General features: G+C 66.9%; 25 protein-coding genes, 1 tRNA gene and 1 pseudogene. 8 read left to right on the top strand and 19 right to left on the bottom strand.

From position 1 onward, the window contains the following. Positions 1-53: 53 nt before the first annotated feature. Complete coding sequence (locus tag AC1RRW_RS12680) at positions 54-1490, bottom strand: SNF2-related protein (protein ID WP_492901124.1); 1437 nt, start codon at positions 1488-1490, stop codon at positions 54-56. Positions 1491-1617: 127 nt separating this feature from the next. On the opposite strand from AC1RRW_RS12680, the gene AC1RRW_RS12675 reads away from it, so the two are divergent. Continuing rightward, entirely contained in the window at positions 1618-3006 is a 1389-nt protein-coding gene (locus AC1RRW_RS12675) for a M20 family metallopeptidase (protein ID WP_492901123.1), read from the top strand. 10 nt (positions 3007-3016) lie between these two features. On the opposite strand, the gene AC1RRW_RS12670 is transcribed toward AC1RRW_RS12675, so the two are convergent. Further along, the gene (locus tag AC1RRW_RS12670) at positions 3017-3265 is read right to left on the bottom strand and encodes a hypothetical protein (RefSeq protein ID WP_492901122.1); all 249 of its coding nucleotides are present in this window, start codon (positions 3263-3265) and stop codon (positions 3017-3019) included. A gap of 165 nt (positions 3266-3430) precedes the next feature. On the opposite strand from AC1RRW_RS12670, the gene AC1RRW_RS12665 reads away from it, so the two are divergent. Continuing rightward, positions 3431-3793: a hypothetical protein gene (locus AC1RRW_RS12665; RefSeq protein ID WP_492901121.1), complete on the top strand. Its 363-nt coding sequence runs from the start codon at positions 3431-3433 to the stop codon at positions 3791-3793. Positions 3794-3884: 91 nt separating this feature from the next. On the opposite strand, the gene AC1RRW_RS12660 is transcribed toward AC1RRW_RS12665, so the two are convergent. From AC1RRW_RS12660 to phhA, 4 genes are all read right to left on the bottom strand, one after another. Beyond that, a tRNA-Lys gene (locus AC1RRW_RS12660) sits at positions 3885-3960 on the bottom strand. 160 nt (positions 3961-4120) lie between these two features. After that, positions 4121-5392 (bottom strand): solute carrier family 23 protein, encoded by a 1272-nt coding sequence (locus tag AC1RRW_RS12655; RefSeq protein ID WP_492901120.1) that lies wholly within the window; start codon positions 5390-5392, stop codon positions 4121-4123. A gap of 123 nt (positions 5393-5515) precedes the next feature. Beyond that, positions 5516-6898, bottom strand: coding sequence for a methyl-accepting chemotaxis protein (locus AC1RRW_RS12650; RefSeq protein ID WP_492901119.1), 1383 nt, complete (start codon positions 6896-6898; stop codon positions 5516-5518). A 97-nt stretch (positions 6899-6995) separates the two neighbouring features. Further along, positions 6996-7871 carry a phenylalanine 4-monooxygenase gene (gene phhA, locus AC1RRW_RS12645; protein WP_492901118.1) on the bottom strand — a complete coding sequence of 292 codons (876 nt, stop codon included), beginning with the start codon at positions 7869-7871 and terminating at the stop codon, positions 6996-6998. 123 nt (positions 7872-7994) lie between these two features. Here phhA and AC1RRW_RS12640 point away from each other — a divergent pair, with 123 nt between their 5' ends. Beyond that, positions 7995-8477 (top strand): Lrp/AsnC family transcriptional regulator, encoded by a 483-nt coding sequence (locus AC1RRW_RS12640; RefSeq protein ID WP_492901117.1) that lies wholly within the window; start codon positions 7995-7997, stop codon positions 8475-8477. A 36-nt stretch (positions 8478-8513) separates the two neighbouring features. Here AC1RRW_RS12640 and AC1RRW_RS12635 read toward each other — a convergent pair whose 3' ends face one another. Further along, positions 8514-10097, bottom strand: a complete 1584-nt coding sequence (locus tag AC1RRW_RS12635) for a 2-isopropylmalate synthase (protein ID WP_492901116.1) — start codon at positions 10095-10097, stop codon at positions 8514-8516. 356 nt (positions 10098-10453) lie between these two features. Between AC1RRW_RS12635 and AC1RRW_RS12630 the strand changes: the two genes are divergently transcribed. Further along, positions 10454-11098, top strand: coding sequence for a YoaK family protein (locus AC1RRW_RS12630; RefSeq protein WP_492901115.1), 645 nt, complete (start codon positions 10454-10456; stop codon positions 11096-11098). A gap of 339 nt (positions 11099-11437) precedes the next feature. After that, positions 11438-11773, top strand: coding sequence for a hypothetical protein (locus AC1RRW_RS12625; RefSeq protein WP_492901114.1), 336 nt, complete (start codon positions 11438-11440; stop codon positions 11771-11773). 26 nt (positions 11774-11799) lie between these two features. Here the strand turns inward: AC1RRW_RS12625 and AC1RRW_RS12620 are convergent, their stop codons facing one another. Beyond that, positions 11800-13884, bottom strand: a complete 2085-nt coding sequence (locus tag AC1RRW_RS12620; RefSeq protein WP_492901113.1) for a M3 family metallopeptidase — start codon at positions 13882-13884, stop codon at positions 11800-11802. 566 nt (positions 13885-14450) lie between these two features. Here AC1RRW_RS12620 and AC1RRW_RS12615 point away from each other — a divergent pair. Beyond that, the gene (locus AC1RRW_RS12615; protein ID WP_492901112.1) at positions 14451-14897 is read left to right on the top strand and encodes a hypothetical protein; all 447 of its coding nucleotides are present in this window, start codon (positions 14451-14453) and stop codon (positions 14895-14897) included. A 60-nt stretch (positions 14898-14957) separates the two neighbouring features. Continuing rightward, positions 14958-15605, top strand: a complete 648-nt coding sequence (locus AC1RRW_RS12610) for a GntR family transcriptional regulator (protein WP_492901111.1) — start codon at positions 14958-14960, stop codon at positions 15603-15605. Between the two features lie 67 nt (positions 15606-15672). On the opposite strand, the gene AC1RRW_RS12605 is transcribed toward AC1RRW_RS12610, so the two are convergent. Beyond that, positions 15673-16707, bottom strand: coding sequence for a proline racemase family protein (locus AC1RRW_RS12605; RefSeq protein ID WP_492901110.1), 1035 nt, complete (start codon positions 16705-16707; stop codon positions 15673-15675). Further along, the gene (locus AC1RRW_RS12600; protein ID WP_492901109.1) at positions 16704-17759 is read right to left on the bottom strand and encodes a proline racemase family protein; all 1056 of its coding nucleotides are present in this window, start codon (positions 17757-17759) and stop codon (positions 16704-16706) included. The genes AC1RRW_RS12605 and AC1RRW_RS12600 overlap by 4 nt, the downstream gene beginning before the upstream one ends. 120 nt (positions 17760-17879) lie before the next feature. Here AC1RRW_RS12600 and AC1RRW_RS12595 point away from each other — a divergent pair, with 120 nt between their 5' ends. Beyond that, on the top strand, positions 17880-18782 hold the full coding sequence (locus AC1RRW_RS12595; protein WP_492901108.1) for a transporter substrate-binding domain-containing protein: 903 nt from the start codon (positions 17880-17882) through the stop codon (positions 18780-18782). 134 nt (positions 18783-18916) lie between these two features. On the opposite strand, the pseudogene AC1RRW_RS12590 reads toward AC1RRW_RS12595, so the two are convergent. The 9 genes and pseudogenes from AC1RRW_RS12590 to AC1RRW_RS12550 all read right to left on the bottom strand — a co-directional run. Beyond that, positions 18917-19285: pseudogene (locus tag AC1RRW_RS12590) on the bottom strand (IS481 family transposase); the annotation flags it as partial. Positions 19286-19341: 56 nt separating this feature from the next. After that, complete coding sequence (locus tag AC1RRW_RS12585) at positions 19342-20520, bottom strand: alpha-hydroxy acid oxidase (protein WP_492901107.1); 1179 nt, start codon at positions 20518-20520, stop codon at positions 19342-19344. Further along, positions 20517-20780 carry a hypothetical protein gene (locus AC1RRW_RS12580; protein ID WP_492901106.1) on the bottom strand — a complete coding sequence of 88 codons (264 nt, stop codon included), beginning with the start codon at positions 20778-20780 and terminating at the stop codon, positions 20517-20519. Before AC1RRW_RS12580 ends, AC1RRW_RS12585 begins: the two co-directional genes overlap by 4 nt. Beyond that, on the bottom strand, positions 20777-21571 hold the full coding sequence (locus tag AC1RRW_RS12575; RefSeq protein ID WP_492901105.1) for an NAD(P)/FAD-dependent oxidoreductase: 795 nt from the start codon (positions 21569-21571) through the stop codon (positions 20777-20779). The genes AC1RRW_RS12580 and AC1RRW_RS12575 overlap by 4 nt, the downstream gene beginning before the upstream one ends. 8 nt (positions 21572-21579) lie before the next feature. After that, a complete protein-coding gene (locus AC1RRW_RS12570) occupies positions 21580-22347 on the bottom strand; it encodes an amino acid ABC transporter ATP-binding protein (protein WP_492901104.1) in 768 nt (255 codons plus the stop codon). 4 nt (positions 22348-22351) lie between these two features. Beyond that, positions 22352-23017: an amino acid ABC transporter permease gene (locus AC1RRW_RS12565; RefSeq protein ID WP_492901103.1), complete on the bottom strand. Its 666-nt coding sequence runs from the start codon at positions 23015-23017 to the stop codon at positions 22352-22354. A gap of 102 nt (positions 23018-23119) precedes the next feature. Beyond that, positions 23120-23968: a transporter substrate-binding domain-containing protein gene (locus AC1RRW_RS12560; RefSeq protein WP_492901102.1), complete on the bottom strand. Its 849-nt coding sequence runs from the start codon at positions 23966-23968 to the stop codon at positions 23120-23122. Between the two features lie 121 nt (positions 23969-24089). After that, entirely contained in the window at positions 24090-25457 is a 1368-nt protein-coding gene (locus AC1RRW_RS12555; RefSeq protein WP_492901101.1) for an FAD-binding oxidoreductase, read from the bottom strand. Between the two features lie 74 nt (positions 25458-25531). Beyond that, positions 25532-26431 carry a dihydrodipicolinate synthase family protein gene (locus AC1RRW_RS12550; RefSeq protein ID WP_492901100.1) on the bottom strand — a complete coding sequence of 300 codons (900 nt, stop codon included), beginning with the start codon at positions 26429-26431 and terminating at the stop codon, positions 25532-25534. Between the last annotated feature and the right edge of the window lie 15 nt (positions 26432-26446).

The following is a 26446-nucleotide window of genomic DNA, read 5'->3' as shown; positions in this document are numbered from 1 at the left end:
CGGCCGCGAGGCGGGCCGCAAGCTGAACCGGAGACGCCCGCGCTTGTTCCCCGTCAGGCGGCGGCTCGCGCCTCGACCACGCCGGCGATCGCGTCGAGCAGATGCGTGTCGTCGCCGGCCAGCCCCTCCATCGCCGCCATGCGCGCGATCACGGTCGCGGCGACCGCCTCCTCCACCGTGTCCTCGGCATAGGCGTAGAAGATCGTCGCATGCTGGCCGTCGCGGTGGCAGCGCCCCTCGATCTGCTGGAGCTGGATCGCGGAATGGCGCATGTCGTGGACGACGAGCGAGCGCTCGCGCTCGCCGCCGGTCATCTCGCCGCGATGCAGCGAGATCGACTCGGTCACGGTGAAGATCACCGCGTCCAGACCGCCGGTCTGGAAGACGATGCGGGTCTGCTCGTTGACGATGCCCGAACGCTCGCCGTTGATCTCGCCGACGCGCCAGCCGCGCCCGCGCAAAGCGTCCGCCAGCATCGCACCGGTTTCCAGAAACGCGACCGAAACCGCGACCTGCTCGTCATTGCCGAGCAGGTCGTCGCAGAAGTCGACCGTGCCGGGGATCCGCAGCAGGCTCGCCTTCTGGCGGAAACGCAGATCGGCGGCCCAGCCCCGCGGCTTGCGGGTCGAGCCTCCGGCGAGCCCCAACTCCTTGCGGAATTCGCGCCAGGTCGCGTCGTAGAGTTTTCGCGCGGCGGCATCGAGCGCGACCGGCGCAAGCTCGCGCTGGACCTCGGGCCAGCCGGCGATCTCCTCGGGCCGGCGGCGCAGGCCGATCGCGTTCGCGCCGCGATAGAGCAAATCCGCCATCGCCTTGCGGTCGGTCTCGTTGGGCTGCCAGCTCCAGTTCTTCCAGCGGCCCTTGGCCCGGCCGATCTTGAGCCCCTTCATCAGCGCGCGAAACCCGTCGAGATCGGCGCTCGGCATCTCGGCGGCGCGCGCCAGCAGCGGTCCGAGATAGGACAACTCGTGCGGCGACTGGCCGGCTGTCGCGCTCATATAGATCGTGAAGCGGGCGGCCGCCGCCATCTGCCGGCAGACCAGCCCCTGCTGCGAATTCGGGTTGCGGATGCGGTGGGCCTCGTCGATCACGACCAGCGGCCAGATGCGCTTCGGGATGCCTAGCCTGGCGAGCTCGTTGTTCTTCGCCCGCGTCGAGCGCTTTCTGCTGTCGACCGGGACGCTCAGCAGCGACTTTGTCTTCTCGAAATTCATCAGCGTGACGCGCTTCGCCGGCAACCCGGACAGCGCCATGGTCCGCCGCCATTGCGGGATCGCGCCCTTGGGGCAGATCACCAGCACCTCGTCCTCAGGCATCGCCGAGAGCGCGAGCCAGGCCGAGAGAGTCTTGCCGAGCCCGGTCAGGTCGCCGAGCAGAAAACCCGCCGCGCCGGCCGCGCGCGCCGCGAGGATGGCGTCGCGCGCTATCAGCTGGTGCGGGTGGGGAGTGAAGAGCTTTTGGCTGTCGCGCGTCTGCGTGGGATCGGGCATCGCAGACCTCTATCGCCTCGCCCGCCGCATTGCGAGGCGCGCAGCTTCGCCAGCGATCTTTGCACTGGCAGGTGGCGCTCCGGCTGGGCAAAGTCGGCCCCAGCTCGCCGCACCGGAGACATTGCCCATGACACGCGCCGCCGCCATCGCGCATGCGCAGGACTATTTCGACTCCGGCCGATTCAGGAGCGATCTCGCCCGGCTCGTCGCCATGCCGACCGAGAGCCAGAACCCGGAGCGCGCCCCGGTGCTGGCGGCCTATCTCGAAACCGAGATGCGGCCGCTGCTGGAGAGCCTCGGCTTCGATTGCCGCATCCTGCACTATCCGCGCGCCAAGGGGCCGTTCCTGTTCGCCCAGCGCATGGAGGGCGATGGCCTGCCGACGATCTTCGGCTACGGCCATGGCGACGTCATCCGTGGGTTGGACGCGCAGTGGAGCGACGGCCTCTCGCCCTGGACCCTGACCGAGCGCGGCGACCGCTGGTACGGCCGCGGCGTCGTCGACAATAAGGGTCAGCACCTCATCAATATCAACGCCTTGCGCGCGGTTCTTGATTCGCGCGGCAAGCTCGGCTTCAACGCGAAGTATCTGATCGAGATGGGCGAGGAATGCGGCTCGCCCGGCCTGCGCGAACTCTGCGAGGAGCAGAAGGCGCTGTTCAGGTCGGACGTGCTGATCGGCTCCGACGGTCCGCGCCTCAACGCCGAACGCCCGACCGTCTTCCTTGGCACGCGCGGCGGCGTCACCTTCGATCTCTCGATCGTGGCCCGCGAAGGCGGCCATCACTCCGGCAATTGGGGCGGCATTCTCTCGGACCCCGCGATCCAGCTCGCCCATGCCATCGCCTCGATCGCCTCGCCGACCGGGCAGATCCGCATCCATGAATGGGTGCCGGAGGAGCTGCCGCCGGCCGTGCGCAGGGCGCTGGCCGATTGCGAGATCGATGGCGGACCCGATGGTCCCGTCATCGACCCGAACTGGGGAGAGCCCGGCCTGTCGCCGGCCGAGCAGGTCTTCGGCTGGTGCTCCTTCGACGTTCTGGCGATGAAGTCGGGCGTGCCGGAGACACCTGTCAACGCCGTGCCGCCGAGCGCCTGGGCTCGCTGCCAGCTGCGCTTCGTCGTCGGCATCGATCCGGTCGAGGTCATCCCGGCGCTGCGCCGCCATCTCCGGCGCCAGGGCCTCGGCATGGTCGAAGTCACGCTCGCACGCGACGAGATCTTCAACGCGACCCGTCTCGATCCTGACGACGCCTGGGTGAAATGGGCGGTGGCCTCGATCGCACGCTCGACCGGCAAGACGCCGGCGCTGCTGCCCAATCTCGGCGGCTCGCTGCCCAACGACATCTTCGCCGACATTCTTGGGCTGCGCACCATCTGGGTGCCGCATTCCTATCCGGGCTGCTCGCAGCATGCCCCCGACGAGCATCTCCCGACGGCGCTCGCCCGCGAGGGGCTCGGGTTGATGGCAGGGCTCTATTGGGACCTCGGCGCGGGCGACCGCCCGCCCCTTTGAGTCTCTTCTTTCACGCCGTCGTCGGTGGCTGCCGCAGCGGATTCGGCGGCAGCTCGATCGGCGGTGTGGGCGGCGCTTCCGGCGGTGCGTTCGGCGGCTGCTCGGGCGGCGGACCGGCGGGAATGCCGATCGGCTCGGCGTCTGGCGGCGATTCGACCGGCGGTGAAGGCGGCACGGTCGCGGGCTGCGGCGGTGGAGCCTCGGGCATGGGATTGGGACTGGTCGGCGAACCGGGCTCTGGAGATGCGGAATGCGTCATGGCGAGGGTTCCTCCTTCTCCCTGAACGCGTTACCGTCGCCAAGGTTCGGCGGAGCCGCGGTTTTGATCGAGCCGATGGATCGGACGGCATCCTGCCGCGTTTCGCTCATTGGCCGTTCATCCGCGGCGTGAAACATTCATCGCCATAGACTCCAGGGGATTACGATGCTCAAACGTCTTTCGCTCGTCGCGCTTGCCAGCGTCACGCTCCTTGGCTCGCTGTTGCCGGCCGGCGCGCAGTATTACGATCCCTATCGCGGCCCTCCGCGCGGCGACTATTACGAGCGCGGCCCCCGGCGCGATTTCGACGATGGCTACCGCCGTCCGCGCTACGAGGAGGAACGGCGTCGGCCGCGCTATGACGGCGACTTCGATTCTCGGCCGCGGCGCGGTGCGGGTGGCGGCGGTGGCGCCCTGGTCTGTGTGACCTCGCGCGGCAACTGCCCGACCTATTCGCCGATCAACGCGATCTGCAAATGCGACATTCCCGGCTTCGGCACGAAGCGCGGCAACGTCTTCCGTCGCTGAGCCCGTCGCGCGCCGGCTGCTCGCGGGGGCAGCCGGCGCCATGGCGAGCCGGCCCGGAAGGCGGCGATCATCGGCGATGTCGGAAAATCCGTGGTGGGTGATGTAGGGCTCGAACCTACGACCCGCTGATTAAGAGTCAGCTGCTCTACCAACTGAGCTAATCACCCATACGCCACGACGCGCAGGCCCTCTGTGGCGAAAGCCGCGTCAGGCAGGCCGGCCGTGTAGCAAAGCCCCCCGGCCCTGTCCACCCATGCCCGCAATAAAACTGTGCGGCTGGCCGCGGCTGGTTCGACGAGCCGTGCCGGCGTCACGCAGACTTGCGGTTCAGGCAGGCTTGCGGTTCAGCAGGTGATAGAGCGCGATCGCCCCGAAGGTCGCCGTGCCGATGCCGCCGAGTTCGAAGCCGAACAGCGGCAGCTTGAGATCGCCGGCGCCGAGGATCAGCGCGGTCGCCACCGTCAGCAGGTTCTTCGGATCGGAAAAGTCGACCTCGTTCTCGACCCAGATCCGACCGGCGGTCGCGGCGATCAGTCCGAAGACCACGACAGCGAGCCCGCCCAGCACGGCGACCGGGATCGTGCCGATGACCGCGCCGAATTTCGGGGAGAAGCCGAGAAGCAGCGCAATGACGCCGGCCGCGACGAAAACCAGCGTCGAATAGACCCGCGTCACCGCCATCACGCCCATATTCTCGGCATAGGTGGTGACGCCCGTGCCGCCGCCCGAGCCCGCGATCATCGTCGCGACGCCGTCAGCGATGAAACCGCGCCCGATAAGGTGGTCCATATTGCGGCCGGTCATCACGGCGATACCCTTGATGTGGCCGAGATTCTCGGCGACCAGGATGATCGCGACCGGCGCGATCAGCGCCATTGCCTTGAACTCGAACACGGGCGCGACGAAATTCGGCAGGCCGAACCACGCAGCCGCCGCGACGCGGCCGAAATCGATCGACGGCGCGCCGAAGCTCGCGGCCGACACGGCATAGAGCAGATAGGCGGCAAGGCCGCCGATCAGCACCGGCAGCCGTTGAGCCAGTCCCTTGCCGTAGACCGCGACCAGGGCGACCGCGACCACTGTGAACAGCGCGATCCATTTGGTGTAGGCGCTGGCCGAGATCATGTTCATCGCAACCGCCGTCAAATTGAGGCCGATCGCGGCGACGACCGCGCCGGTTACCACCGGCGGCAGCAGTTTCTCGATCCAGGCCGTACCGATCGCCTGCACCAGCACGCCGATCAGCGCATAGAGCGCGCCGCAGGCGATGATGCCGCCGAGCGCTAACCCGATGTTGGGGTTGGGGCCGGGGCCGGCATAGCCGGTCGCGGCGATGACGACGCCGATGAAGGCGAAGGACGAGCCGAGATAGCTCGGCAACCGCCCGCGTGTGACAACGAAGAAGAGCAGCGTCGCGACGCCTGAGAAGAAGATCGCGACGTTCGGATCAAATCCCATCAGGATCGGAGCCAGCGCGGTCGCGCCGAACATGGCGACGACATGCTGCAGCCCGGCGATGAAACTTTGCGCAGCCGGCAGCCTTTCGTCCGGCATCACCGCGCCGGAGGTCTTCAGGGTCCAGTTCGGGAAATAGCCCATCGCAATCGTCTCCAGCCGGCACGGCAACATGCCGCGCGCCTCGCTCTGGAGCGATGACAGGCAAGGATCACGCCCGCGCCAAGCCGGGAGGGCTATGCGTCCACAGGAATCGCGCGCCCAGGCTCAGCTTGCGAGCCGCTGCGCCACCGATGCCGCGAAGTCGTTCAGGCTGCGCGCCAGATCGTCGGCGACATTGCCGACCGAGGCCGAGCGGGCGTTCATCTCCTCGACCGACGCGCCGACGCGCTGCACGGCGCCGAAGGTCTGCGCCACGAGATCGAGCGCGATCTCGACCTCGCCCGAGGTCGCCTGCGCGTCCCGCGCCATGCCTTGTGTCACCGCGAGCTGTTCGCCGAGCGCGCCGGCGATGGCGGACGACACGTCGGCCATGCCCTTCACCGCCGCGTCGATGCGGCCGATCGAGCCGACGCAGCGTTCCGTCGCGGCCCGGATGGCGTCGATGCGGGCCGCGATCGTGCCGGTCGCGCTGGTCGTCTGCGAGGACAGGACCTTCACCTCGGACGCGACGACGGCGAAGCCGCGCCCGGCCTCGCCGGCGCGGGCCGCCTCGATCGTGGCGTTGAGCGCGAGCAGGTTGGTCTGCGCCGCGATATCGGAGATCATGCTGACGACCGAGCCGATCTCGCCGACGAGACCGGCGAGGCTTTCGATCGTCTCCTGCGCCTCGCCGGCGGCGGCGACCGCTTCCCGCGCGATGCCCGTGCCCTCGCGCGTGCGCCGGTCGATCTCGCCGATCGACTGCCTGAGCTGCTCGGTCGAGATCGCCGTCTGCGACACGACATGGCTGACCCGGCCCAGGCTCTCGCGGCTGGCCGTCATGCTCTGGCCGGCGCTGCGCGAGACATGGGCGCAGTTGACCGCGACCTTGTCCAGGGTGCCGGAGGCCTGCGTCGCGGCCTCGGAGACCTCGCCGACCCTCTGACGAAACTCTTGCGTCAGCGCCTCGATCTCGGCGCCGCGCCGGATGGCCTGTGCTTCCTGCTTCTGCCCGACGATCTCCATCGCGCAGGCAAGATCGACCATCAGCAATTCGACGATCTTCACGCAGGCCTTGGCTGTGGCTGGCCCGGAGAAACGGTGGCGGCGGCCGATCTCGGGAAAGGCCGACCGCACCGCCGAGAGGATCATGACCGCATGGCCGCGGGCGCCGAAAGGCGTCTCGGCCTCGGCCGTGACGACCTCGCCGAGCGAGCGCAGATAGGCCTCGTCGAACTTCGCGTCGAAAACCCTCGCTCCGTGACTTGACAGAGGTTGCTGAAGCTTCTGGCCATAGCGCTGCGCCGCCTCTGCCATCTGCGCATGGTGGCCCAGGCGGTCGAAATGAAGTTTGACGCCCGGCGCAAGCGCGGGCTTCACCACGTCGCACAGACTGCGCGCGAGCTGGAGCGTCGCCGGATCGATTCCCATCACCGGGAAGCGCGACTGCGGCGAGCCTGACCGCAACGAGGCGGCCGTATCCGGCGTCTGGTCGTCGGGCGATGACATGCCAGCGACGATAGAAGCTCATGATTAACGCTGCGTCACCAAATCGGCCGCCGCCAATCGACGATCGCATGCGCGAAGCGCCTCGGCAGACGTGCGATCACGATGCAATCTTCACGGCGGCATGGCGACTGCCGTCGCCGCGGCTGACCACGGCGTCGCGCGGCAGCACGACCGACGGATCGATCTCGGCCTTGGCGGCGGCCTGCGCCATGGCCGTGCGCAGGCGGGCCTCGTCCAGCGCAGGCATTGCCTCGAAGCCCGGCAGCACGAAATAGCTCTGCTGGTAATCGTCAATGCGGTAGCGTGTGCGCATCACCCTGACGGGATCGAAACCGATCCGGTGCGGCGAGGCGCTTTCCAGCGCAAACAGGGTCTCGCCGGGCGAGGAGGCGATCCCGGCCCCGAAGATGCGCAGTCCCGCCGCCGTCTCGATCAGCCCGAACTCGACGCTGTACCAGTACAGCCGGGCGAGCCGCGCCAGATCGGCGGGGTCGCTCAGCCGAAGCCCTGCTTCGCCATAGGCCGCGACGAAATCGGCATAGGCGCGGTTCATCAGCAGCGGCACATGCCCGAAGACGTCGTGGAAGATGTCGGGCTCCTCGATATAGTCGAACTCCTCGGGCCGCCTGATCCAGAACCCGGCCGGGAAACGCCGCGCCGCGAGATGGCCGAAGAAGACCTCGTCCGGGACCAGCCCCGGCACCGCCACGACCTCCCAGCCGGTCACCGCTTTCAGCACGCGGTTCATCGCCTTGAAATCGGGAATGCCATCGGCCGCGATGCCGAGCGCATCGAGCCCGGCGAAGAATTCGTTGCAGACGCGGCCGCGCAGCAGCTCGGCCTGGCGTCGGTGCAGCCGCGACCAGGTCTCGTGATCGATTGGCGAATAGGCATCGTGACGCTGGTCGACGACGAAATCGGCCGGAACCTGATCGGCGCGCAGGCCGGCGCGGAGGAACGGGTCGGATGACATGGCGAAGCCCTCGGTTTCCTACCCGATGATCGCGCCGCCCAAGCGTCATGTCCTGACAAAATCTTGTCGGGCACACATAATATCGGCAATATATGACCTGAACTCGCAGAACAGGGTCATATCATGCCAAGAGCGCCCATCGACCCCGTGAAGCTGGACGGGACGGACAGGCGCATCCTGCGCGCGCTCCAGCGCGACGGGCGCATCACCAATGCGGCGCTCGCCGAAGAGATCGGGATGGCGGCCTCGCCCTGCCTGCGCCGGCTCAAGGCGCTGGAGGACGCCGGGATCGTCGCCGGCTATCGCGCTCGGATCGACCGGCGCTCGCTCGGCCATGGCGTCGAGGCCTATGCCTTCGTCAAGCTCGCTCAATCCGACCCGGACTGGCGCACGCGTCTGGTCGAGAAGCTCAAGGCCTTCGAGGAGGTGGTGTCCTGCCACGCCATGACCGGCGAATGCGACCTTCTGGTCCACATCGTCGCGCGCGACATCGAGGCCTATGGCGAGTTCGCGATGCAGCGCCTGCTGACGCTGCCCGGCATCGCCGACATGCGCTCGTCCTTCGTGCTGTCGGAAATCAAGCCGGATCGCGGCTGGCCCGTGTGAACGGGCCAGCCGGTCGGAACGCGCGAACGGAGGCCGCTACTCCGCGGCCACCTGCGAATGCACCCGGGCGCCCCGGGCGACGAGCTTGTTCAGCGCCACCAGATAGGCCTTGGCCGACGAGACCAGCGTGTCGGGATCGGCGCCGCGCCCTGTCACCAGCGAGCCCTCCTGCGACAGCCTGACCGAGACCTCGGCCTGCGCGTCCGTGCCCTCGGTCACCGCATGGACCTGATAGAGCTCCAGCGCCGCCTCGTGCGGCACGATCGCCTTGATCGCGTTGAAGACGGCGTCGACCGGGCCGTTGCCCTCGGCCTCCTCGGTGACGATGCGGCCCTCGACCTCGAGCTTCATCGTCGCGCGCTGCGGCCCGCGCGTGCCGGCGATCACCGTCAGCGAAACCAGCCGCACCCGGTCATGCGCCGAGGCGATGTTCTCGTCGACCAGCGCCTCGATGTCCTCGTCATAGACATGCTTCTTGCGGTCGGTCAGCGTCTTGAAGCGGGTGAAGGCGTCCTCCAGCTGGTTGTCGCCGAGCTCGTAGCCCATCTCCTTCAGCTTGGAGCGGAAGGCGGCGCGGCCGGAATGCTTGCCCATCACCAGCGAGGTCTTCGACACCCCGACCGATTCCGGCGTCATGATCTCGTAGGTCTGGGTGTGCTTGAGCATGCCGTCCTGGTGGATGCCGCTCTCATGGGCGAAGGCGTTCCGGCCGACGATCGCCTTGTTGTACTGCACCGGGAAGGAGGTCGCGGTCGCGACCAGCTTCGACGCGCGGTTGAGCAGATGGGCCTCGATGCCGGTCTCGTAGGGCAGCACGTCCGAGCGGGTGCGGATCGCCATCACGATCTCTTCCAGCGCGGCGTTGCCGGCGCGCTCGCCGATGCCGTTGATGGTGCATTCGATCTGGCGCGCGCCGCCCTCCAGCCCGGCCAGCGTATTGGCGACCGCCATGCCGAGATCGTTGTGGCAATGCACCGAGAAGATCGCCTTGTCGGAGTTCGGAACGCGCTCGCGCACGGTCTTGAACAGGGCGCGGTACTCGTCCGGCGTGGTGTAGCCGACCGTGTCGGGGATGTTGATCGTGGTCGCGCCGGCCTTGATCGCGGTCTCGACGCAGGCGCAGAGGAAATCCATCTCGGTGCGGGTGCCGTCCTCGGCCGACCACTCGACGTCCTCGACCCAGTTGCGCGCCCGCGTCACCGAGGACCGGACCAGCTCCAGCACCTCCTCGGGCGACTTCTGCAGCTTGTATTTCATGTGCACCGGCGAGGTGGACAGGAAGGTGTGGATGCGCGGCTTGACCGCCCCCTTCACCGCCTCGCCGGCGCGGTCGATGTCCTTCTGCCCGGCGCGGGCCAGCCCCGCGACGGTCGCGCGCTTGATCCGCCTGGCGATCGCGGAGACGGCCTCGAAATCGCCGTCCGAGGCGATCGGGAAGCCGGCCTCGATGATGTCGACGCCCATCGCGTCGAGGAAATCGGCGACCTCGAGCTTCTCCTCGAAGGTCATGGTCGCGCCGGGGCACTGCTCGCCGTCGCGCAAGGTGGTGTCGAAGATCAGCACCCGGTCCTTGGGAAAGGCGGGTGCGGGCGATGCGGCGGGATTGGTCTGGTCGGTCATGGTCGTCATCCTGGAGAGGGTGCGCCGCGCTGCGATGTGAGGCTGGCGCCAAGATTGTCTGAAGGCGGTTCTCGTCACTCCCCTGAGCGCCCAGGCATGCATGCCCGGCCGGCCCTCAGGGGCGGCTAAGGAGAAGAAGCAGGCCAAGACCGGAGGCGCGCAGATCCGGGACGCACATGCGGGCCACCCGCGCGACGGCGCGGTCAAGGCTCTCGGCATGGGTGGCGGATGCGGCCACGAGCGTTCCTCTTCGACTGAATCTTGCATAACTGATTGCAGGGGGGCGACGCAAGCTGCGCCTTGCAAAGCGCTCGCGACCCTGCAAGGCGGCAAGCCCGCATACTTGGAGGGCCATCTTGGCAGAGTATCGACGCCGCACCATCGGCCTGGCCTCGGCGCTCTCGGCGCTGGCCGGCTACATCGACGCCATCGGCTTCATCAGCCTCGGCGGCTTCTTCGTCTCGTTCATGACCGGTAACACGACGCGCTTCGGGGTCGATGTCGCCCGCCTCGATTCGACCGGTATCGCCATCGCCGGCGGCCTGCTTGCAGCCTTCGTCGGCGGCGTGGTGATCGGCGCCCTCCTGGCGAAGGCCGCGGGACGCTGGCGGCGCGTCGCCGTACTGGCCTGGGTCACGCTGTGTCTGGCCGCGGCTGCTGTTTGCGAGACCATCGGCAACCAGCCGGCCAGCACTCTCGCTCTGGTGTTGGCGATGGCCGCCTCCAACTGCGTCTTCCAGCGCAATGGCGAGGTCACGATCGGCGTGACCTATATGACGGGCACGTTGGTCAAGATGGGCCAGCAGATCGCCAATGCGCTGACCGGCGGCCCGAAACTGGCTTGGCTGCGCAATTTCACGCTCTGGCTAGGCCTTGCCGTCGGTTCGGTCGCCGGCGCTCTGGCCTATGGCGCATTCGGCAGCGCCGCGATCTGGCTCTCGGCCGCCTTCAGCTTCGTGCTGGCGCTGGGTTCGCTCTCGCTGCCGCACGAAATCGACTGAACGGCTGGCTGCCCGGTCATCAGCTGGCCCCGGTGCGCGCCTTGCGGATGAAAGCGGGCATTCGCCGATGCTGGAGCGCCCGACCGCGAGCAGCCGCTCGACCGCCTCGTCGTCCCAGAGCGCGCCGAAATCCTCGTCGACGGATTCGTCCAGCAGGTAGAACTGGAAATAGTCGGCGAAGACCGACGGCGTCGGCGTGTCCGCGCTCTGTATCGGTCCATTCCGGGTCCTTTGATCGACCGCACTGTGCCGACGCGCGCGCCGTTTGCCTGGCGCCGGGAATCGGACATGCTCGGCTACCAGGCAGTCTTGTCTGCGAATGTCGATCCGGAGTCCGCCATGCGCGCTACAGCCACCCTCATCGCCTGCGGACTTACGCTCGCCGCCTGCCAGACGCCGTCCGGCCCGCCCCCTGCCCCTTCGCCCGAGCAGGCCGCGACCGGCGTGACGCCCAACACCTTCCGCATGCCGACCGGCTCGGGCTGCTCCGGCGAGGTCGAGCGCTTCCAGGCGGTGATGGACAACGATCTCGCCACCGGCCACACGACGAAGGGCGTTCATACGCGCGTCAGCGCCGAGATCGAGACCGCGCGGAAAAGCTGCGCCGCCGGCAACGAGGGCGGCGCGATCCGCCAGATCAGATCGACGAAGTCTAAGTTCGGATATCCGGGCTAGGCCCTTCCCTCTTCGGAGCGACCGGGCTACGCCGCCAGCCCGCGCTTTTCCAGCAGCGCGTCCGGCGTCGGCATCCGGCCGCGAAACAGCGTGTAGGCCTCGGCCGCGTCGCGCGTGTCGCCGGCCGAATAGATGTAGCGCTTCAGCTTCGCCGCGAGATCCGGCGCGAACACGTCGCCCGCCTCCTGGAAGGCGTTGAAGGCGTCGGCGTCCATCACCTCCGACCAGAGATAGCTGTAATAGCCGGCCGAATAGCCGTCGCCCGAGAAGACATGGGCGAAATGCGGCGTGCGGTGGCGCATCGTGATCTCGGCCGGCATGCCGATGCGGGCAAGTTCCTGCGCCTCGAAGGCGAGCGGATCGATCTCGCCGGGGTTTTCCAGCGAGTGGAAGGCGAGATCGACCAGCGCGGAAGAAGTATATTCGATCGTCGCGAAACCCTGGTTGAAGGTCTGCGCCTGCTTGATCTTCTCGATCAGCGCGTCGGGGATCGGCTCGCCGGTCTCGGCATGCCGGCAATACTCCTGCATCACCTCTTTCGTCAGGAACCAGTGCTCGTAGAGCTGCGAGGGCAGTTCGACGAAATCGCGCGAGACCGAGGTGCCGGCGAGCGAGCCGTAGCGCACATCGGAAAGCAGCCCGTGCAGGGCATGGCCGAATTCGTGGAACAGCGTCCGGGCGTCGTCGATCGAGAGCAGCGCCGGCTTGCCCTCCGCCGGCTTGGCGAAGTTGCAGACGTTGACGATGATCGGCCGGGTCTCGCCGTCGAACTTGCGCTGGCCGCGGAAGGCGCTCATCCAGGCGCCGGAACGCTTCGACGGACGCGCGAAATAGTCGCCGAGAAAAAGGCCGATATGCCGGCCGCTCGCCGCCTCCGTCACCTCGAAGATGCGGACGTCCGGGTGGTAGCCGGCGAGATCGCGCCGCTCCGCGAAGGCGAGCCCGAAGAGCTTGCCGGCGACGTCGAAAGCAGCCTGGATGATGCGGTCGAGCTGGAGATAGGGCTTCAGCACCGCCTCGTCGAGCGCATAGGTCCGCTGGCGCACCTTCTCGGCGTAGTGACGCCAGTCGGACGGGCGGATCGGGCCGTTCTCGCCCTCGCTCTGCGCCAGTGCCGCGAGGTCGGCGGCCTCCTGCGCCGCGCGCGCCTTGGCCGGCGTCCAGACCAGTTCGAGCAGCTCGCGGACGTTTGCGGGCGTCTTGGCCATGGTGTCGTCGAGCTTGAAATGGGCGAAGGTGGGAAAGCCCAGCAGCTTCGCCTTCTCGGCCCTCAGCTTCACCATCTCGGCGACGAGGGCGCGGTTGTCGCTGGCGCCGCCCGTCTCGCCGCGCCTGCTCCAGGCGGCGAAGGCCTCCTCGCGCAGATCGCGACGTGTCGAGAAGGTCAGGAACGGCTCGATGATCGAGCGCGACAGCGTCACCGCATGCTTGCCCTCATGGCCGCGATCGGCGGCCGCCCGCGCCATCGCCGCCTTGAGGAACTCCGGCAGGCCAGAAAGCCCGCTCTCGTCTGCGATCACCAGCGCATAATCGGCCTCGTCCTTGAGCAGGTTCTGGCCGAAATTGGTGCCGAGTTCGGCCAGCCGCTCGTTGATCGCCGCCAGCCGCGCCTTGGCCGTCGCATCGAGTTGCGCGCCCGAGCGTATGAAGCCGCGATGCGTCCGCTCCAGCAGCCGCAACTGCTCGGCGTCGAGGCCGAGCGCATCGCGCTGTGCGAAGACCGCATCGACCCGCGCGAACAGACCCGGATCCATCATGATCGCCGACCAGTGGCGCGAGGCGACCGGCGACATCTCGCGCTCGATCGCCTGCAGCGCCGGGTTCGTGTCGGCTCCGGTCAGGTTGTAGAACACCCCGCCGATGCGGCTGAGGCCCCGCCCGGCCCGCTCCAGCGCCTCGATCGTGTTCGCGAAGTCAGGCGTGGCCGAGTCCGCGCCGATCGCGTCGATCTCCTGCCGGTGCCGCGCGAAGCCAGCCTCGAAGGCCGCGCGGATATGTTCGGGCGTGATCGCGGTGAAAGGCGGCAGGCCGAACGGCGTCTCCCAGCGCGCGGCGAAGGGATTGTCGGCCGGCAGCGGCAGCGCCTCGAGGGCAAGCGAATTATCCGTCATGTCGGTCCCGGTCCTGCTCATTGGTCTCAACCAGCCCCCCTTGTAACTCTCACTGCGCCTCTTCTGCTACACTTGCGGTTGCGGTGGCAGGCGAAGGGCCGACGCCCCTGAGGGTTTTCAAGCCCGTGGATGAGCCTGGGTCTTCGCCTTCCGATCCATCGACCCCGAACAGTCGCTTGGGCCGTATGAGACGAAGCCCGCTTGCGCAAGGATGGGACGGGATGGACGCCACCGTGTTTGTTGGGATCGACGTGTCGAAGGAGCGTCTGGACGTGCATGTATGTGCGGCCGGGCGGGGAAGCGTTCTTCGTCAAGCGTGACGGCGACGCGATCGCGGTGCTGGTCGAGAGGCTCATCCCTTGGTCTTCGACTTCGCGACCAGCGCCACGGCACGCGGCGAGACCGAACTTCATCGACGAGCTGGCCTGCCGATTCCGGCAGTCCATGCAGTCGACAGCCGGGCGCACCGACCAGCGATGCCGCTGAGGCCTTGAATGTAGCCATGTTGACTTTCGGCGGCCACAAGGGGTGCGTGCTCGCGGCGATGGTCGAGTTGCTGGCGGGCGATGATCGGCGACCTCCTGAGCCTCGAATCCAGACGGGCCGATCATGGTATCGACGCTTCGCCGTTTCATGGCGAGCTGATCATCGTGCTCGATCCGACCATGTTCCTCGGACGCGACCTCGATCGCGCTCTCGCACGTGCCGAAAGCCTTTTCGCTGCCCATTACCGGGCAGGGCGCGCGATTGCCCTCGCAGCGACGATACGAAGCGCGCGAGCGGACGGCGCGTCACGGCATTGGCATCGCCCGAGACCTGTATTGCGAATTGCTGGCTCTGGCTGGCAGGGAGACGGCCAAACCCGTTCCGATCCAGAATCTTGCCTGACGATACCGGCTTCGGTCGATGCGCGGCTGCCGGTCGGCGGCGGTATGCTTCTGCACCCGATCGCCGAACTCATCGAAGCTTTGCGCCTCCGCGCGTCGGCATGGTCCCCAATTGATATTGGCTAGTGCAAATGCCAAGGTCCGCTGCTATTGCATGTTATCGATAAGCGATATTGCGGATCGGCTATGGAAATTCAATTGCAGCAGAACAATCTCCGCGAGCAGGCTCTCGCGATCCTGAAGCTGCGACTGGTTTCAGGCGACCTGGCTCCCGGACAGATTTACTCGGCCGCGGCCTTGGCGACCGAGCTAGGCGTCTCGAACAGCCCGGTTCGGGAGGCGATGCTGACGCTCGTCAATCAGGGGCTGATGGAAACGGTCAGGAACCGCGGCTTCCGGATCGTCCCCCTGAGCGACAAGGAGCGGCGTAACGTCTACGATCTGAGGCTGCTTCTCGAAATTCCCTCGATGACACGCCTTGCGGCGACGAATGAGAAGGTCGCGGCGCGAAAGGCCGAATTCGGCAAGATCGCATCGGATATGGTGGACTGCGCCAAAGCCGGAGACGTCGTCGGATACCTCGATTTCGACCGCCAGTTCCACATCGGCCTGCTCGAACTGCTCGACAACGACCATCTCGTGTCGATCGTCGCCAACCTGCGCGAGCAGACCCGCCAATACGGGCTGAAGGCGCTGTCCGAACGCGGGCAGCTTGTGCAATCCGCCGAAGAGCACCATCCGATCCTGAATGCGATCCTCGCTGGCGACAAGAAGCTGACGGCCAAGCTGATGACCGACCACCTCGGCCATCTCCTGGGCGATTGGGCCGGGTAAGCCAGCTGCTGCTCCACGTCAGGGGATCGAGAGCGGGGCAAATGTCCCGCGCTTTGCGTTCCCCCGCTCAGATGGGCGGGCCTGCCGCATCGCTCGCATAACCGACGCCGAAACCTTCCGCGAAGGGATCCTCCGGATCGAGCAGAAAGGTGGATTGGGCGATGATATGGGCGCGCCCGCGGATCTTCGGCACAATCGCCGGGACGTTGCCGAGCATCTTCGTTTCGGCGATCGTTCCTTCGAAGACCGAGCCGATGATGCTTTCATGGGGGAAGTGTTCGCCCACCGCCTGCTCGCCGCGGAAATGGCGCTGTGCCATCCGGGCCGACGTTCCCGTGCCGCCGGGAGAACGATCGACCCCGGATTCGCCGAAGAACACCAGATTGCGGTAGGTGCCGCCCTCGTTCCGCTCTTCGGTGAAGATGACCATCGGAACGCGGAAATCGCGCCCTGCGACCGTGTCGGTCAGGACGAGATCGCGGTTGACTGCGTCGCGGATGGCCCGGCCGGCGACGACCAGCCGTTCGGCATGGCCGGGCTCGACCCTCAGGTCCAGCGACGCAGCCGGGACGAGCGCATAGTAGTTGCCGCCGAAAACGATATCGACCGATACGGTGCCGAAGCCGGGCACATCGAGTTCTTGATCCGGCTTGATCATGTAGGAGGCGACGTTCTCGATGGTGACGCCCTTCACGGCGCCTGCGACCACTTCGACTTCTGCCGTCACCAGCCCTGCGGGTGTGTCGAAGATAATGCGGGTGAGCGGTTCGGCCGCGTCCACATAGCCGTTCTCGACCATGACGGTGGCGGCGCCGATGGTGCCTGCTCCGCACATCGTCGGCCAGCCGCCCGTCTCGATGAAGACGATCCCGATATCCGCCGCGTCGTTGCAGGGCCGCATCAGGATGCTGCCGCACATTTCCGAGCTGCCGCGCGGCTCGTACATCAGGAGCTTGCGGATCTGGTCGTGGTTCTGCATGAGGTGTTCGCGCTTCTCGGCGATCGTGCTGCCGGGAACCGGAGGAACTCCGCCCACCACCACCCGTGCGGGGGCGCCTGCGCTATGCGCGTCGACGACCGGGTATTGAACGACCGATTTCACGCGAAGTCCTCGCTGATCGATGTGTCGGGACGCTTGGCATCGGCTGCGTAACCCACGCCGAAACCTTCCTGGAACGGATCCTCGGGGTCGAGATAGAAATCGCGCATCCCGATGACGAAGGCACGTCCCTTGAAACAGGGCAGCACCATGGAGACCCCGACAACATCCTGCGTGCCGATCAGCCGACCCTCGAAGACCGAACCGATGATGCTCTCATGGATGAACGTCTCTTCGAGACCGAGTTCGCCTCGTCCGTAAAGCTGCGCCATGCGTGCGGAGGTGCCAGTTCCTCCCGGTGAGCGATCGACGCCGGCCTCCCCGAACAGGACGAGATTGCGGTGCGCACCTGCCCGCAGCCCCGGCCCGGTAAAAATCAGGTTTGGGATGGCCGCGCTCGATGTTTCCAGAGGATGCTTGACCGAGATGCCGGCATTGGCGAGCGCACGTACCTCCCGGCCTACGCTCACGAGGCGCTCGGCGTTCTCCGGCCTTATCTCGACCCCGAAGCGATCGGCGGGGACAATCACGTAGAAATTGCCACCATACGCGATATCGACCTCCACGCGGCCGTAGTCAGGCATCTCGATCGCATGATCCCGGACGGCGAGATAGGACGGAACGGTTTCAAGCGAAACGCCTTTCACGCTGCCGTCCTCGACATCGACCAGCGCTTTGACCAGACCCGCCGGCGTGTCGAACACGATCGTCGTCTGCGGCCCGGTCGGTCGAAACATCCCGGTCTCGACGAGCGCGGTCGCCGCGCCGATCGTGCCGGCGCCGCACATGGTGAGCCAGCCGCCGCTTTCGATGAAGATGATGCCGACATCGGCGCGCGGATCGCAGGGCTCCACGATCAGGCTTCCGCTCATCTGCGGCCCGCCGCGCGGCTCATACATCAGGAGCTTGCGGACATGATCGAAGTTCCGCTGCAGATACAGCCGCTTTTCGGCGATGGTCTTTCCGGCCGCTTGCGGTGCGCCACCGATGACGACACGTGCCTGAGCGCCTGCAGAATGCATGTCGACGACGGAAAAGTGAGATCGAGACCGCATCGGCCCTCCGGAAGGCGTTCGAAATACCAATAGCCGGTAATCGATCACATATCAAGTTGACTTGGCTTGGTTATGGGTTATCGTTGATATGTCACCAATAACCAAACGTCGGGAGCCATCATGAAGCCGTTCAAGACCATCCTCACCGCTCTCGTTGGATCATTGCTTGTGACGTCGGTCGTTCATGGCCAGTCCTTGCCGCCTGGCGAAGTGCCTGCGGTCCAACCCGATCCGGCCGTCGTGGCGTTGGTGCCGGCAAGCATCAAGGCGCGAGGCACCCTCAACATCGCGACGATGACGAAATACCAGCCCTATTCCTTCACCGTCGACGGCAAGCAGGTCGGGATGATCCCCGAGATGGTCACCGCGGTGTCCCAAACCATGGGCCTGAAGCCGGTGATCGCCACGATGGATTTCCCGGCGATTCTCCTCGGCCTTCAGGCCAAGAGGTACGATATCGGCATGGGCGAATATTTCGTGCGGCAAGATCGCCTCGAAGTGGCCGATTTCGTCACCGAATGGAGCAATTTCAACGCTTTCCTGGTGAACAAGGACAGCACGTTCAAGCCCGAAGGGCTTGCGGACGTTTGCGGACGCAAGGTCGCAATCCTCGCCGGCTCGTCGGGCGTGCCGGCAATGGACGCGGGCAAAAAGCGCTGCGAGGACGCCGGAAAGCCGGCGCCTGAAGTCAGCAACTTTCCGGCGATGTCCGATGCGGTGCTCGCTCTCTCCAGCCGTCGCGTCGATGCCGTTCTGACTGGCCGGGAAGTCGGTCTCACCATGATCGCGCAGGGCCAGCCCTTCCTGGCGACAGGCAAGGTTGGCGGCGGCCCGACGGCCACGGCGGTTGCGCGGACCGATGACAGTGATGGGTTGCTGAAGGCCATTCAGGCGGCATATCTGCACCTGATCAAAAACGGCGCCTATGAGAGGATTCACAAGCGCTGGGGAACCGAGTACGGAATGATCGACAATCCGACAATCTACCGCAAAGGCGATCAGCCGCCCTCTTACGCGAACTGATGGCGTCACGGACTTGAAGGTTATCGAGCTGTAGATTACTGACTGCGCCGGGTTTGCCGGAGGCCGTTTCGTTTGAGTCACGCCGCCATGGCTGGTTTCTCCGGTATGGCGTGGTAGCGTGCCTCGGCCTCGGCCGGCGGGATGTTGCCGATGGGCTCCGCCAGCCGGCTGATCCCGTGGCGCCGCAGGCGGCGATGCAGGGATGACCGCGTCAGCGTCGGGATCGTCGCCTGAAGCGCCTAGAGACAGTCATCCAGCGGCAGCGGCGCGTGCCGCCGGAAGGCGACGATCACCGCCTCTTCCTCGATCGACAGCACCGTCGAGGTCGAGGTCTTCGGCCCCGTCGGCGGATCGGCGACCGAGACCCGCTTCCTCCACTTCGCGACCGTCTCCGGGTTGATGCCGTAGCGCGTCGCGAGGTGTCTCGGGCTCGCCTGACCATGCCGTATCGCCCGACGGACCGCCGCTGTCGTCGTGGCGCTCCCGTGATGAACCTGGCCCATAGCGCATCCTTCCACTCGCGCGAAAAGACTGCGCCATCAAAACCGGGATCAAACACCTAGGCCTCTTCCAGAGCTTTTCCGGCTTCGTAGACACGCAGCTCGGCGAGGTTGCGGGCCCCGAGCAGCGCCATGGCGATGCCGAGCTCGCGCGCCAGCAGATCGAGCACGCGGCCGGCACCGGCCGTGCCGCCTATCGCCACGCCGTAAAGCGGCGCCCGTCCGATCAGGACGCCGCTGGCGCCAAGCGCGACGAAACGTGCGACATCGGCGCCGCGCCGTACGCCGCTGTCGGCGAGAACCTCCATGCGGCCGCCGACGGCCTCGACGATGCCCGGCAGGACCTCGGCCGGCCCGGGCACGCAGTCGAGATTGCGCGCGCCATGGTTCGAGACGACGACGGCATCGACGCCATGGGAGAGCGCCATGCGAGCGTCCTCAGTGCGCAGGATGCCCTTCAGGATGAGCTTGCCCTGCCAGCGCTGACGCAGCAGTCGGACGTCGTCCCAGGTCACATCCTGGGCGAGGTCGATCTCATCGGAGAGCGCGACCCTGCCGAGGCGGGTGCGGAACTCGTCCGGATAATGCGCATAGGTCGGCACGCCGGAGGCGGCGAGCGAGCGCAGCATTACGCTGGCCGTCCAGCGCGGATGCAGCATCAAGTCGATGGCGGCGCGCAGCGATGCCTTGAGGGGAATGCCGAAGCCGTTGCGCTGGTTGTATTCGCGGTTGGGGCCGAGAGCCGTGTCGACGGTCAGGACCAGCGTTTGCGCTCCGGCCGCCCAGGCCCTGTCGAGGAGCGCCAGCATGCGCTGCCGGTTCTTCCAGACATAGAGCTGGAACCAGAGCTGCGCGCCGGACTCGGCCGCGATGCGCTCGATTGGCGTGATCGATTGCGTCGAGACGCAGAAGGGGATGCCGGCCGTCGCCGCGGCCTTGGCGATCGCGATCTCGCCATCGTGCCAGATCAGTCCGGCGACGGCGGTGGGGGCGATCACCAGGGGGAGAGGCTGGCGCTGGCCCAGGACCAGCGCTTCGGTCGAGCGCCGCGAGACATCGACCAGCACGGCGGCCGAAAGCCGAATCGCATCGAGCCGGCTCCGGTTGGTCCTGATCGAGATCTCGTCCTCGCTCCCGCGGTCGATATACTCGAACAGGCCGTGCGGCAGGCGGCGCCTGGCGGCGCGGCGCGCATCCGCGACATTGAGAATATCGGCGAAGGGCGACTTGGCGCTCATCGCGGCAGGCTCGGGCTGCCGGGGCCGACCGGCGTCATCGAAACCCATTTCAGGGTCGCGATCCGGTCCGCCCGCGAGGCCGCCGTCATCGCCTGGAAGCCATGGCCCCGCCCAAGCATGAGCGCGCTCTTGGGCAGGCTGCGGTTCAGCCCCGCGGCATGATCGCGAAAAGCCTGGAGCGCGGATTCGCGCGCCGCACCGGTCGCGATGGCCAGCGCCTTCACATCGCTGCGCGAGAGATAGAGCAGGCGCTCGCTCATCGGGAAAATCTCCGGGCGGAATAGGGGCCGGGATCGAAGGGCGGCTTGCGCCCGCCGATCAGGGCGGAGGCGAGCTTGCCCGGCGCCGGCGCCTGGGTCAGTCCGGTGTGGGCATGGCCGAAAGCATGCACGATATCGGCCGAGCCGGAAGCGATGCCGATGCAGGGCAGGCCGTCCGGCGTCGAGGGGCGGTTGCCCATCCAGCGGTCGATCCCGGCGGCGTCGAGCCGGGCGCCGAAGCGGTAAGCCGGCGACAGCTCCGGCAGAAGACGGCGCAGCTCCGCCTCCTCGATCTCGCTGAAGCGGACGCCGGGATCGCGGCGCATCGCCCAGATCCGGCTTTCCGCGGCGAAGGCGGCGCGGTCCGGATAGACATAGATCAGGCTTTCCTGCCGGGTCAGGTGCCCGACGCCGGCCTCATCCGCGTAAGCCTTGCGCTCGGTCACGGTGTCGCGGCAAAACGGATAGCGCTGGCGCGCGCAGGCGGCGACGCAGCGGGCGAGCCAGCCGGCATGCCGGGGCAGGTCGCGCCAGCGCAGCGTGAAAGGCCCGGTTCGATCGAAGAGAAAGCCGGGCACCTTGCGCCAGAGCCCCGACAGGAAAACCGGCACGATCGCCGCGGCGGGGTTGATCCAGGTCGCATTGCCGTAGGAGGCCGCCTGCCGGCCGCCGGGCTCGCCCGGCTCGACCAGCAGGAGATGATGGCCGGCGCGCAGGAGCTCCAGCGCCGCGCACAAGCCGACGATGCCGGCGCCGATCATGGCGACGGTCAGCGGCGCGTCCTTCGGCATGACCTGTCTCAGCCGCGATTGTGGAAGTGGCTGAGGAAGGCCTTGGTCACCTCCTCCTTGGGCTCCCCGATCACCTCGCGCGCCGGCCCCTCCTCGACGATGACGCCGTCGCGCATGAAGACGACGCGGTCGGCGACCTCGCGGGCGAAGCCGATCTCATGAGTGACGATGATCATGGTCATGCCCTCGGCGGCAAGATCGCGCATCACGCCGAGCACCTCGCCGACGAGCTCCGGATCGAGCGCCGAGGTCGCCTCGTCGAAGAGCATGACCTCCGGTTCCATGGCGAGCGCGCGGGCGATGGCGACGCGCTGCTTCTGGCCGCCCGAGAGCTTGTTGGGGAAGACGTCGATCTTGTCGCTGAGCCCGACCTTGGCGAGCAGTTTGCGTGCGAGCTCCTCGGCCTGCGCTTTCGGCATCGCCTTGACCGAGACCGGCCCCTCCATGACGTTCTGGACGACCGTCATGTGCGGGAAGAGGTTGAAGTGCTGGAAGACCATCCCGGTGCTGGAGCGGAAGCGTGCCTGCTCGCGGACCGCCGGCAGCTTAGAGCCTTCGCCGAAGGCGAAGCTGTCCTTGCCTATCCGGACATTGCCGCCTTCGGGCATGACGAGCAGGTTGAGGCAGCGAAGCAGGGTCGACTTGCCGGAGCCGGACGGGCCGATCAGCGCCACGACCTGGCCGGACTCGACCTTGAGGTTGATGTCGCGCAGGACCGTCAGCGAGCCGAAGCTCTTGCGCAGGCCGGAGACCTCGATCTTGTAGCTCATCGCCATCGCCTCAATTGCTCTGGGCGAGCCGCTTTTCGGCCCGTTTGACGATCGCCGTCAGCGGCAGCAGCACGATGACGTAGATCGCGGCGATCACGGTGTAGACCTCGAGGGCGCGATAGGTGTCCATCGCCGCGACCTGCCCTTGGTAGAGCAGGTCCGGCACCGCGAGCACCGAGACGAGCGAGGTGTTCTTGAACTGGATGATCGACTGGTTCATCAGCGGCGGAATCATCCGCTTGACGGCCTGCGGCAGCACGATGCGGCGCATCACGCGGGCCGGTGTCATGCCCAGCGCCAGCCCGGCTTCCGATTGGCCGGTATCGATCGAGACGATGCCACCGCGGATGATCTCGGCGTAGAACGACCCGCCATAGAGGGTCAGGGTGACGATCGAAGCGGTCACCGCGTCGAGCTTGATGCCGGTCATGATCGGCAGCGCGTAGTAGAACCACAGCAGCAGCACGAGCAGCGGCGTGAGCCGGAACATCTCGATATAGGCCCAGGACAGCCAGCGCAGCACCGGCGAGCGCGAGAGCTGGGCGATGCCGGCGACGAGTCCGGCGATCAGCCCGAGCACCACAACCGCGATGGTGATGCCGATCGTCACGCCGGTTCCGGTCAGGAAGATCCAGCGATAATTCCAGACGATGTCGAAGTTCCAAGTGTATTCCATGCCCACCCCGTTGGCACGCGGCTCGCGGCCCCGTGCGCGAGGCCGTTAGCAGGAATGCGATCAGAGGGCGTCCCGCGCCAACGGCGGGACGCCGAGAAGAACTCAGAGTGTGATGCCGGGCGGCAGATCCTCGGCCGTGACACCGACCTGGTCGAGGCTCGTGATCACGGCCTCGCGCACCAGCCCGAGGCCGCGGGCATAGACGATCCAGGTGTTGACGAAATCGCGCCAGGTCTTGTCCGTCTCGCGGCGGAAGGCGGCATTCGAGGTCGAGCCGAAGAAGGGCTGCGGCACGATCACCTTGCCGAGCGCCGGATCGGCCTTCACTGCGCGCACGCCGCCCATCCAGAAGATGCACTGTGCATCGACGCGCCCGCTGCGCAGCGCCAGCATGGCTTCGTTGATGGTCTTGAACCGCGTGATCTGTGCCTTGGGGCAGAGCTTGCTGGCGATCTGGTCATGCGCCGAGCCGACGTCCACCGAGATCTTCACCTCGGGCTTGTTCATGTCGGCCCAGCTCTTCGGCTCGAAGCCAGACTTGGCGATCACCACGAGTGCGCTGTCGTAGACGGTGGTGGAGAAATCGACCGCCATGGCGCGTTTCGGCGTCGGGTTGAGGCCGAACATGATGTCGATCTTGTCGGCCTGGAGATCGAGCACCGCATTGCCCCAGGTCGTCTCGACGAGCTCGAGCTCGACTTCCATGTCGGCGGCGAGCGCCGCGCCGATGGTATAGAAATGGCCACCCCATTTGCCGCTGGCCGGGTCCTTGATGAACCAGGGCGCCGAGGAGGTGACGGCGCCGAGGCGCAGCTTCTTGTTGGCGACCACGCGGTCGAACGTATTCTTGGCCGCCGCCTGCGCTTCCGCCCGGCTGGCGGCCAGTGTGAGGGCGGTGGCGGCAACTGCGCCGGCGCCGATGAGCCCTGCCAAATCCCTGCGCGTCGTCATGGTCTTTCTCCCGTTGTTATGAGGTGCAACCTCGTCTTGTCGGTGAGCAGGCCCCGCTTCCCCGGCGGGCTTTCGTGAGCTGCAACCCCTCACCGCGGGCGGCAGCGCAATCTCGTCGTCCTCAGGCGGTCTTCGACGCCAGCAAGACGCCCGGATTCATCAGGTTCTGCGGATCGAACAGTGTCTTGAGCTTGTTCATCAGCTCGTAGCGCAGCGGATCGGCCAGGCGCTCCAGCTCCTCGGTCAGCTTGCGGCCGACGCCGTGCTCGGCGCTGAAGGTGCCGCCGAAGCGGGCCGCGACGTCGTGGATCGCGCGCTCGACCTCGAGGGCAAATGCCTCCTCGTCCGGCAGCGACTCCCAGAATTCGCGCTGGAACATCAAAATGAAATGCACATTGCCGTCGCCGAGATGGCAGACGATTTCTGTCAGTGCCTGCGGATAGCGTTCGGCTGCGACCTTGTCCGCTGCTGCGATAAAGGAGGCGACATCCGAGGACCGTACGGCGACGTCGTGGGTGATGCTGATGCCTTCCTTCTTGTTGGCCTCGGAGACCGAGTGGCGGATGTGCCAGAACTCGGCAGCCTGCTGCTCGGAAGTGGCGACAACGGCATCGGCCGCCTCGCCGTTTTCCAGCGAGGCGCCGATAACCTCCTCGAGGATGGTCTGGAGATCCGTGGTTCCGTCCTCACTGCCGAGCTCAATCAGGACCGACCAGGCTGGAATTGCGGTGAAGGGGAAGCGCGCGCGCTCGGCATGCTTGCGCACCAGCTCGAACTGCGAGGCGGAGACCAGCTCGAAGGCCTGGATATATGAGCCGGCGCGATCCTCCAGGGAGGCCAGCAGGGCGACGGCGGCTGCGGGATTGGCCGCGGCAACCCAGGCATGGGCGGTGTTGGGCGTCTGCGGATGCAGCCGGAGCGCCGCGCCGGTGATGATGCCGAGCGTGCCTTCCGCGCCGATGAAGAGATGGCGCAACACATAGCCGGTGTTGTCCTTGCGTAGCGCCACCAGGTCCGCGAGCACGCGCCCGTCCGGCAGCACCACTTCCAGCCCGGCGACGAGATCTCGCATCGGCCCATAGCGGACGACGCCGGTGCCGCCGGCATTGGTCGAGATCAGCCCGCCGATCTGGGCGCTACCCTCGCTGCCGAGATGGAGCGGGAACTGGCGTCCTGCCGCGGCGGCGGCATCGTGCAGATCGCCGAGCACTACGCCGGCATCGACTGTGGCGATTGCCGTCGCCCGATCGACGGCACGGATGCGGTTCATGCGGCGTAGCGACAGCATGATGCCGGGCTTGTCGCTGCGGTCGCTTTCGGGCACCGCGCCGAAACAGAGCCCGGTATTGCCGCCCACCGGAAAGACCGGCTGTCCCTCCGCCGCGCAGAGCGCGACGACCGCGGAAACCTCCTCGGTCGAGGCCGGCTGGACGATGGCGAGCGCCCGCCCGCGCCGCCGCTGGCGCCAGTCGGTGAGCCAGGGCTCCATCTCCGCCGGATCGGTGATCAGCCCCTTCTCGCCGACGATCCTGCGAAGCTTCTCGATCACGACCCGGTCTCCGCTCATGCGAGGCTGGTGGCCTTGGCCTGTGCGGCGGCGACCTTGAGCTTGGCTAGCGTCTCGACGCTCGGCCCCAGCAGCGGCAGACGCACGCCGCCCACCGGCATGCCGGCGAGCGCCATGTATTGCTTGAGAGGCCCGGGATTGGTCTCGGCATAGATCGAGTCGACGACCGGATCGATCTTGTCCTGCAGCTTCAGCGCCTCCTGGAGCTTGCCCTGACGGGCGAGCTCGAAGATCTCAATCCAGATCCTCGGGTAGATGGTGGCGGAGGCGAGCACGCCGCCACGGGCGCCGAGCGCGACATGGGTGGCGAAAAGCGGCTCCTCGCCCGAGAGGATCGCGATCTTGTCGCCGGCATATTTTACCGTGCGGATGAAGTCCGGCATGTCGTAGGACGAATACTTCATGCCAATGATCGAGCCGTCCTCGGCCATCGCCTGGACGGTGTCGGCGAAGGCCGCGACGGTCGTGCGGCGCGGGATCTGGTAGAGCATCACCGGCAGGTCGAGCGCGTCGCGATAGTTCCGGAAATAGGCGCGCATGCCGTCCTGGGAGCCCGGAGCGTAATAGGGGGTGACCGTCATGACGGCGGCCGCGCCGGCGGCCGCGAAGTCGCGGCCCGCTTCGAGCGCGTCCTCGAAGCCGGTCGAGAGCACGCCCGGGATCACCGGCTTGCCGTCAGCGGCATCGACACAGGCGGCGACAATGTCGCGACGCTCCGCCCGAGAGAAGGCCGGGTACTCGCCCGTCCCGCCGATCGGCACGATGCCGGCGGCGCCGGCGCGAAGCTGGAAGCGGACGAGATCCCGAAGACCCTTGATGTCGACGGCGCCACCCACATCGAGAGGCGTGACGATCGCGGTGTAGAGACCGCTGAGTGTGTCGTGCGTGAGTTTCATCCGAAGCATCCCTGG

This window comes from Allobosea sp. GW821-FHT12C12, assembly GCF_058807355.1.
The sequence above is the reverse complement of the archived record's forward strand: the minus strand, read 5'-3'. Positions and strand labels throughout refer to the sequence as shown.

Excerpts from the sequence above, each read along its gene's own strand:
- AC1RRW_RS12680 (WP_492901124.1), bottom strand. The coding sequence starts at position 1,490 with ATGCCCGATCCCACGCAGACGCGCGACAGCCAAAAGCTCTTCACTCCC.
- AC1RRW_RS12675 (WP_492901123.1), top strand. The coding sequence starts at position 1,618 with ATGACACGCGCCGCCGCCATCGCGCATGCGCAGGACTATTTCGACTCC.
- AC1RRW_RS12670 (WP_492901122.1), bottom strand. The coding sequence starts at position 3,265 with ATGACGCATTCCGCATCTCCAGAGCCCGGTTCGCCGACCAGTCCCAAT.
- AC1RRW_RS12665 (WP_492901121.1), top strand. The coding sequence starts at position 3,431 with ATGCTCAAACGTCTTTCGCTCGTCGCGCTTGCCAGCGTCACGCTCCTT.
- AC1RRW_RS12655 (WP_492901120.1), bottom strand. The coding sequence starts at position 5,392 with ATGGGCTATTTCCCGAACTGGACCCTGAAGACCTCCGGCGCGGTGATG.
- AC1RRW_RS12650 (WP_492901119.1), bottom strand. The coding sequence starts at position 6,898 with ATGTCATCGCCCGACGACCAGACGCCGGATACGGCCGCCTCGTTGCGG.
- phhA (WP_492901118.1), bottom strand. The coding sequence starts at position 7,871 with ATGTCATCCGACCCGTTCCTCCGCGCCGGCCTGCGCGCCGATCAGGTT.
- AC1RRW_RS12640 (WP_492901117.1), top strand. The coding sequence starts at position 7,995 with ATGCCAAGAGCGCCCATCGACCCCGTGAAGCTGGACGGGACGGACAGG.
- AC1RRW_RS12635 (WP_492901116.1), bottom strand. The coding sequence starts at position 10,097 with ATGACCGACCAGACCAATCCCGCCGCATCGCCCGCACCCGCCTTTCCC.
- AC1RRW_RS12625 (WP_492901114.1), top strand. The coding sequence starts at position 11,438 with ATGCGCGCTACAGCCACCCTCATCGCCTGCGGACTTACGCTCGCCGCC.
- AC1RRW_RS12620 (WP_492901113.1), bottom strand. The coding sequence starts at position 13,884 with ATGACGGATAATTCGCTTGCCCTCGAGGCGCTGCCGCTGCCGGCCGAC.
- AC1RRW_RS12615 (WP_492901112.1), top strand. The coding sequence starts at position 14,451 with ATGATCGGCGACCTCCTGAGCCTCGAATCCAGACGGGCCGATCATGGT.
- AC1RRW_RS12610 (WP_492901111.1), top strand. The coding sequence starts at position 14,958 with ATGGAAATTCAATTGCAGCAGAACAATCTCCGCGAGCAGGCTCTCGCG.
- AC1RRW_RS12600 (WP_492901109.1), bottom strand. The coding sequence starts at position 17,759 with ATGCGGTCTCGATCTCACTTTTCCGTCGTCGACATGCATTCTGCAGGC.
- AC1RRW_RS12595 (WP_492901108.1), top strand. The coding sequence starts at position 17,880 with ATGAAGCCGTTCAAGACCATCCTCACCGCTCTCGTTGGATCATTGCTT.
- AC1RRW_RS12585 (WP_492901107.1), bottom strand. The coding sequence starts at position 20,520 with ATGAGCGCCAAGTCGCCCTTCGCCGATATTCTCAATGTCGCGGATGCG.
- AC1RRW_RS12580 (WP_492901106.1), bottom strand. The coding sequence starts at position 20,780 with ATGAGCGAGCGCCTGCTCTATCTCTCGCGCAGCGATGTGAAGGCGCTG.
- AC1RRW_RS12575 (WP_492901105.1), bottom strand. The coding sequence starts at position 21,571 with ATGCCGAAGGACGCGCCGCTGACCGTCGCCATGATCGGCGCCGGCATC.
- AC1RRW_RS12570 (WP_492901104.1), bottom strand. The coding sequence starts at position 22,347 with ATGGCGATGAGCTACAAGATCGAGGTCTCCGGCCTGCGCAAGAGCTTC.
- AC1RRW_RS12565 (WP_492901103.1), bottom strand. The coding sequence starts at position 23,017 with ATGGAATACACTTGGAACTTCGACATCGTCTGGAATTATCGCTGGATC.
- AC1RRW_RS12560 (WP_492901102.1), bottom strand. The coding sequence starts at position 23,968 with ATGACGACGCGCAGGGATTTGGCAGGGCTCATCGGCGCCGGCGCAGTT.
- AC1RRW_RS12555 (WP_492901101.1), bottom strand. The coding sequence starts at position 25,457 with ATGGAGCCCTGGCTCACCGACTGGCGCCAGCGGCGGCGCGGGCGGGCG.
- AC1RRW_RS12550 (WP_492901100.1), bottom strand. The coding sequence starts at position 26,431 with ATGAAACTCACGCACGACACACTCAGCGGTCTCTACACCGCGATCGTC.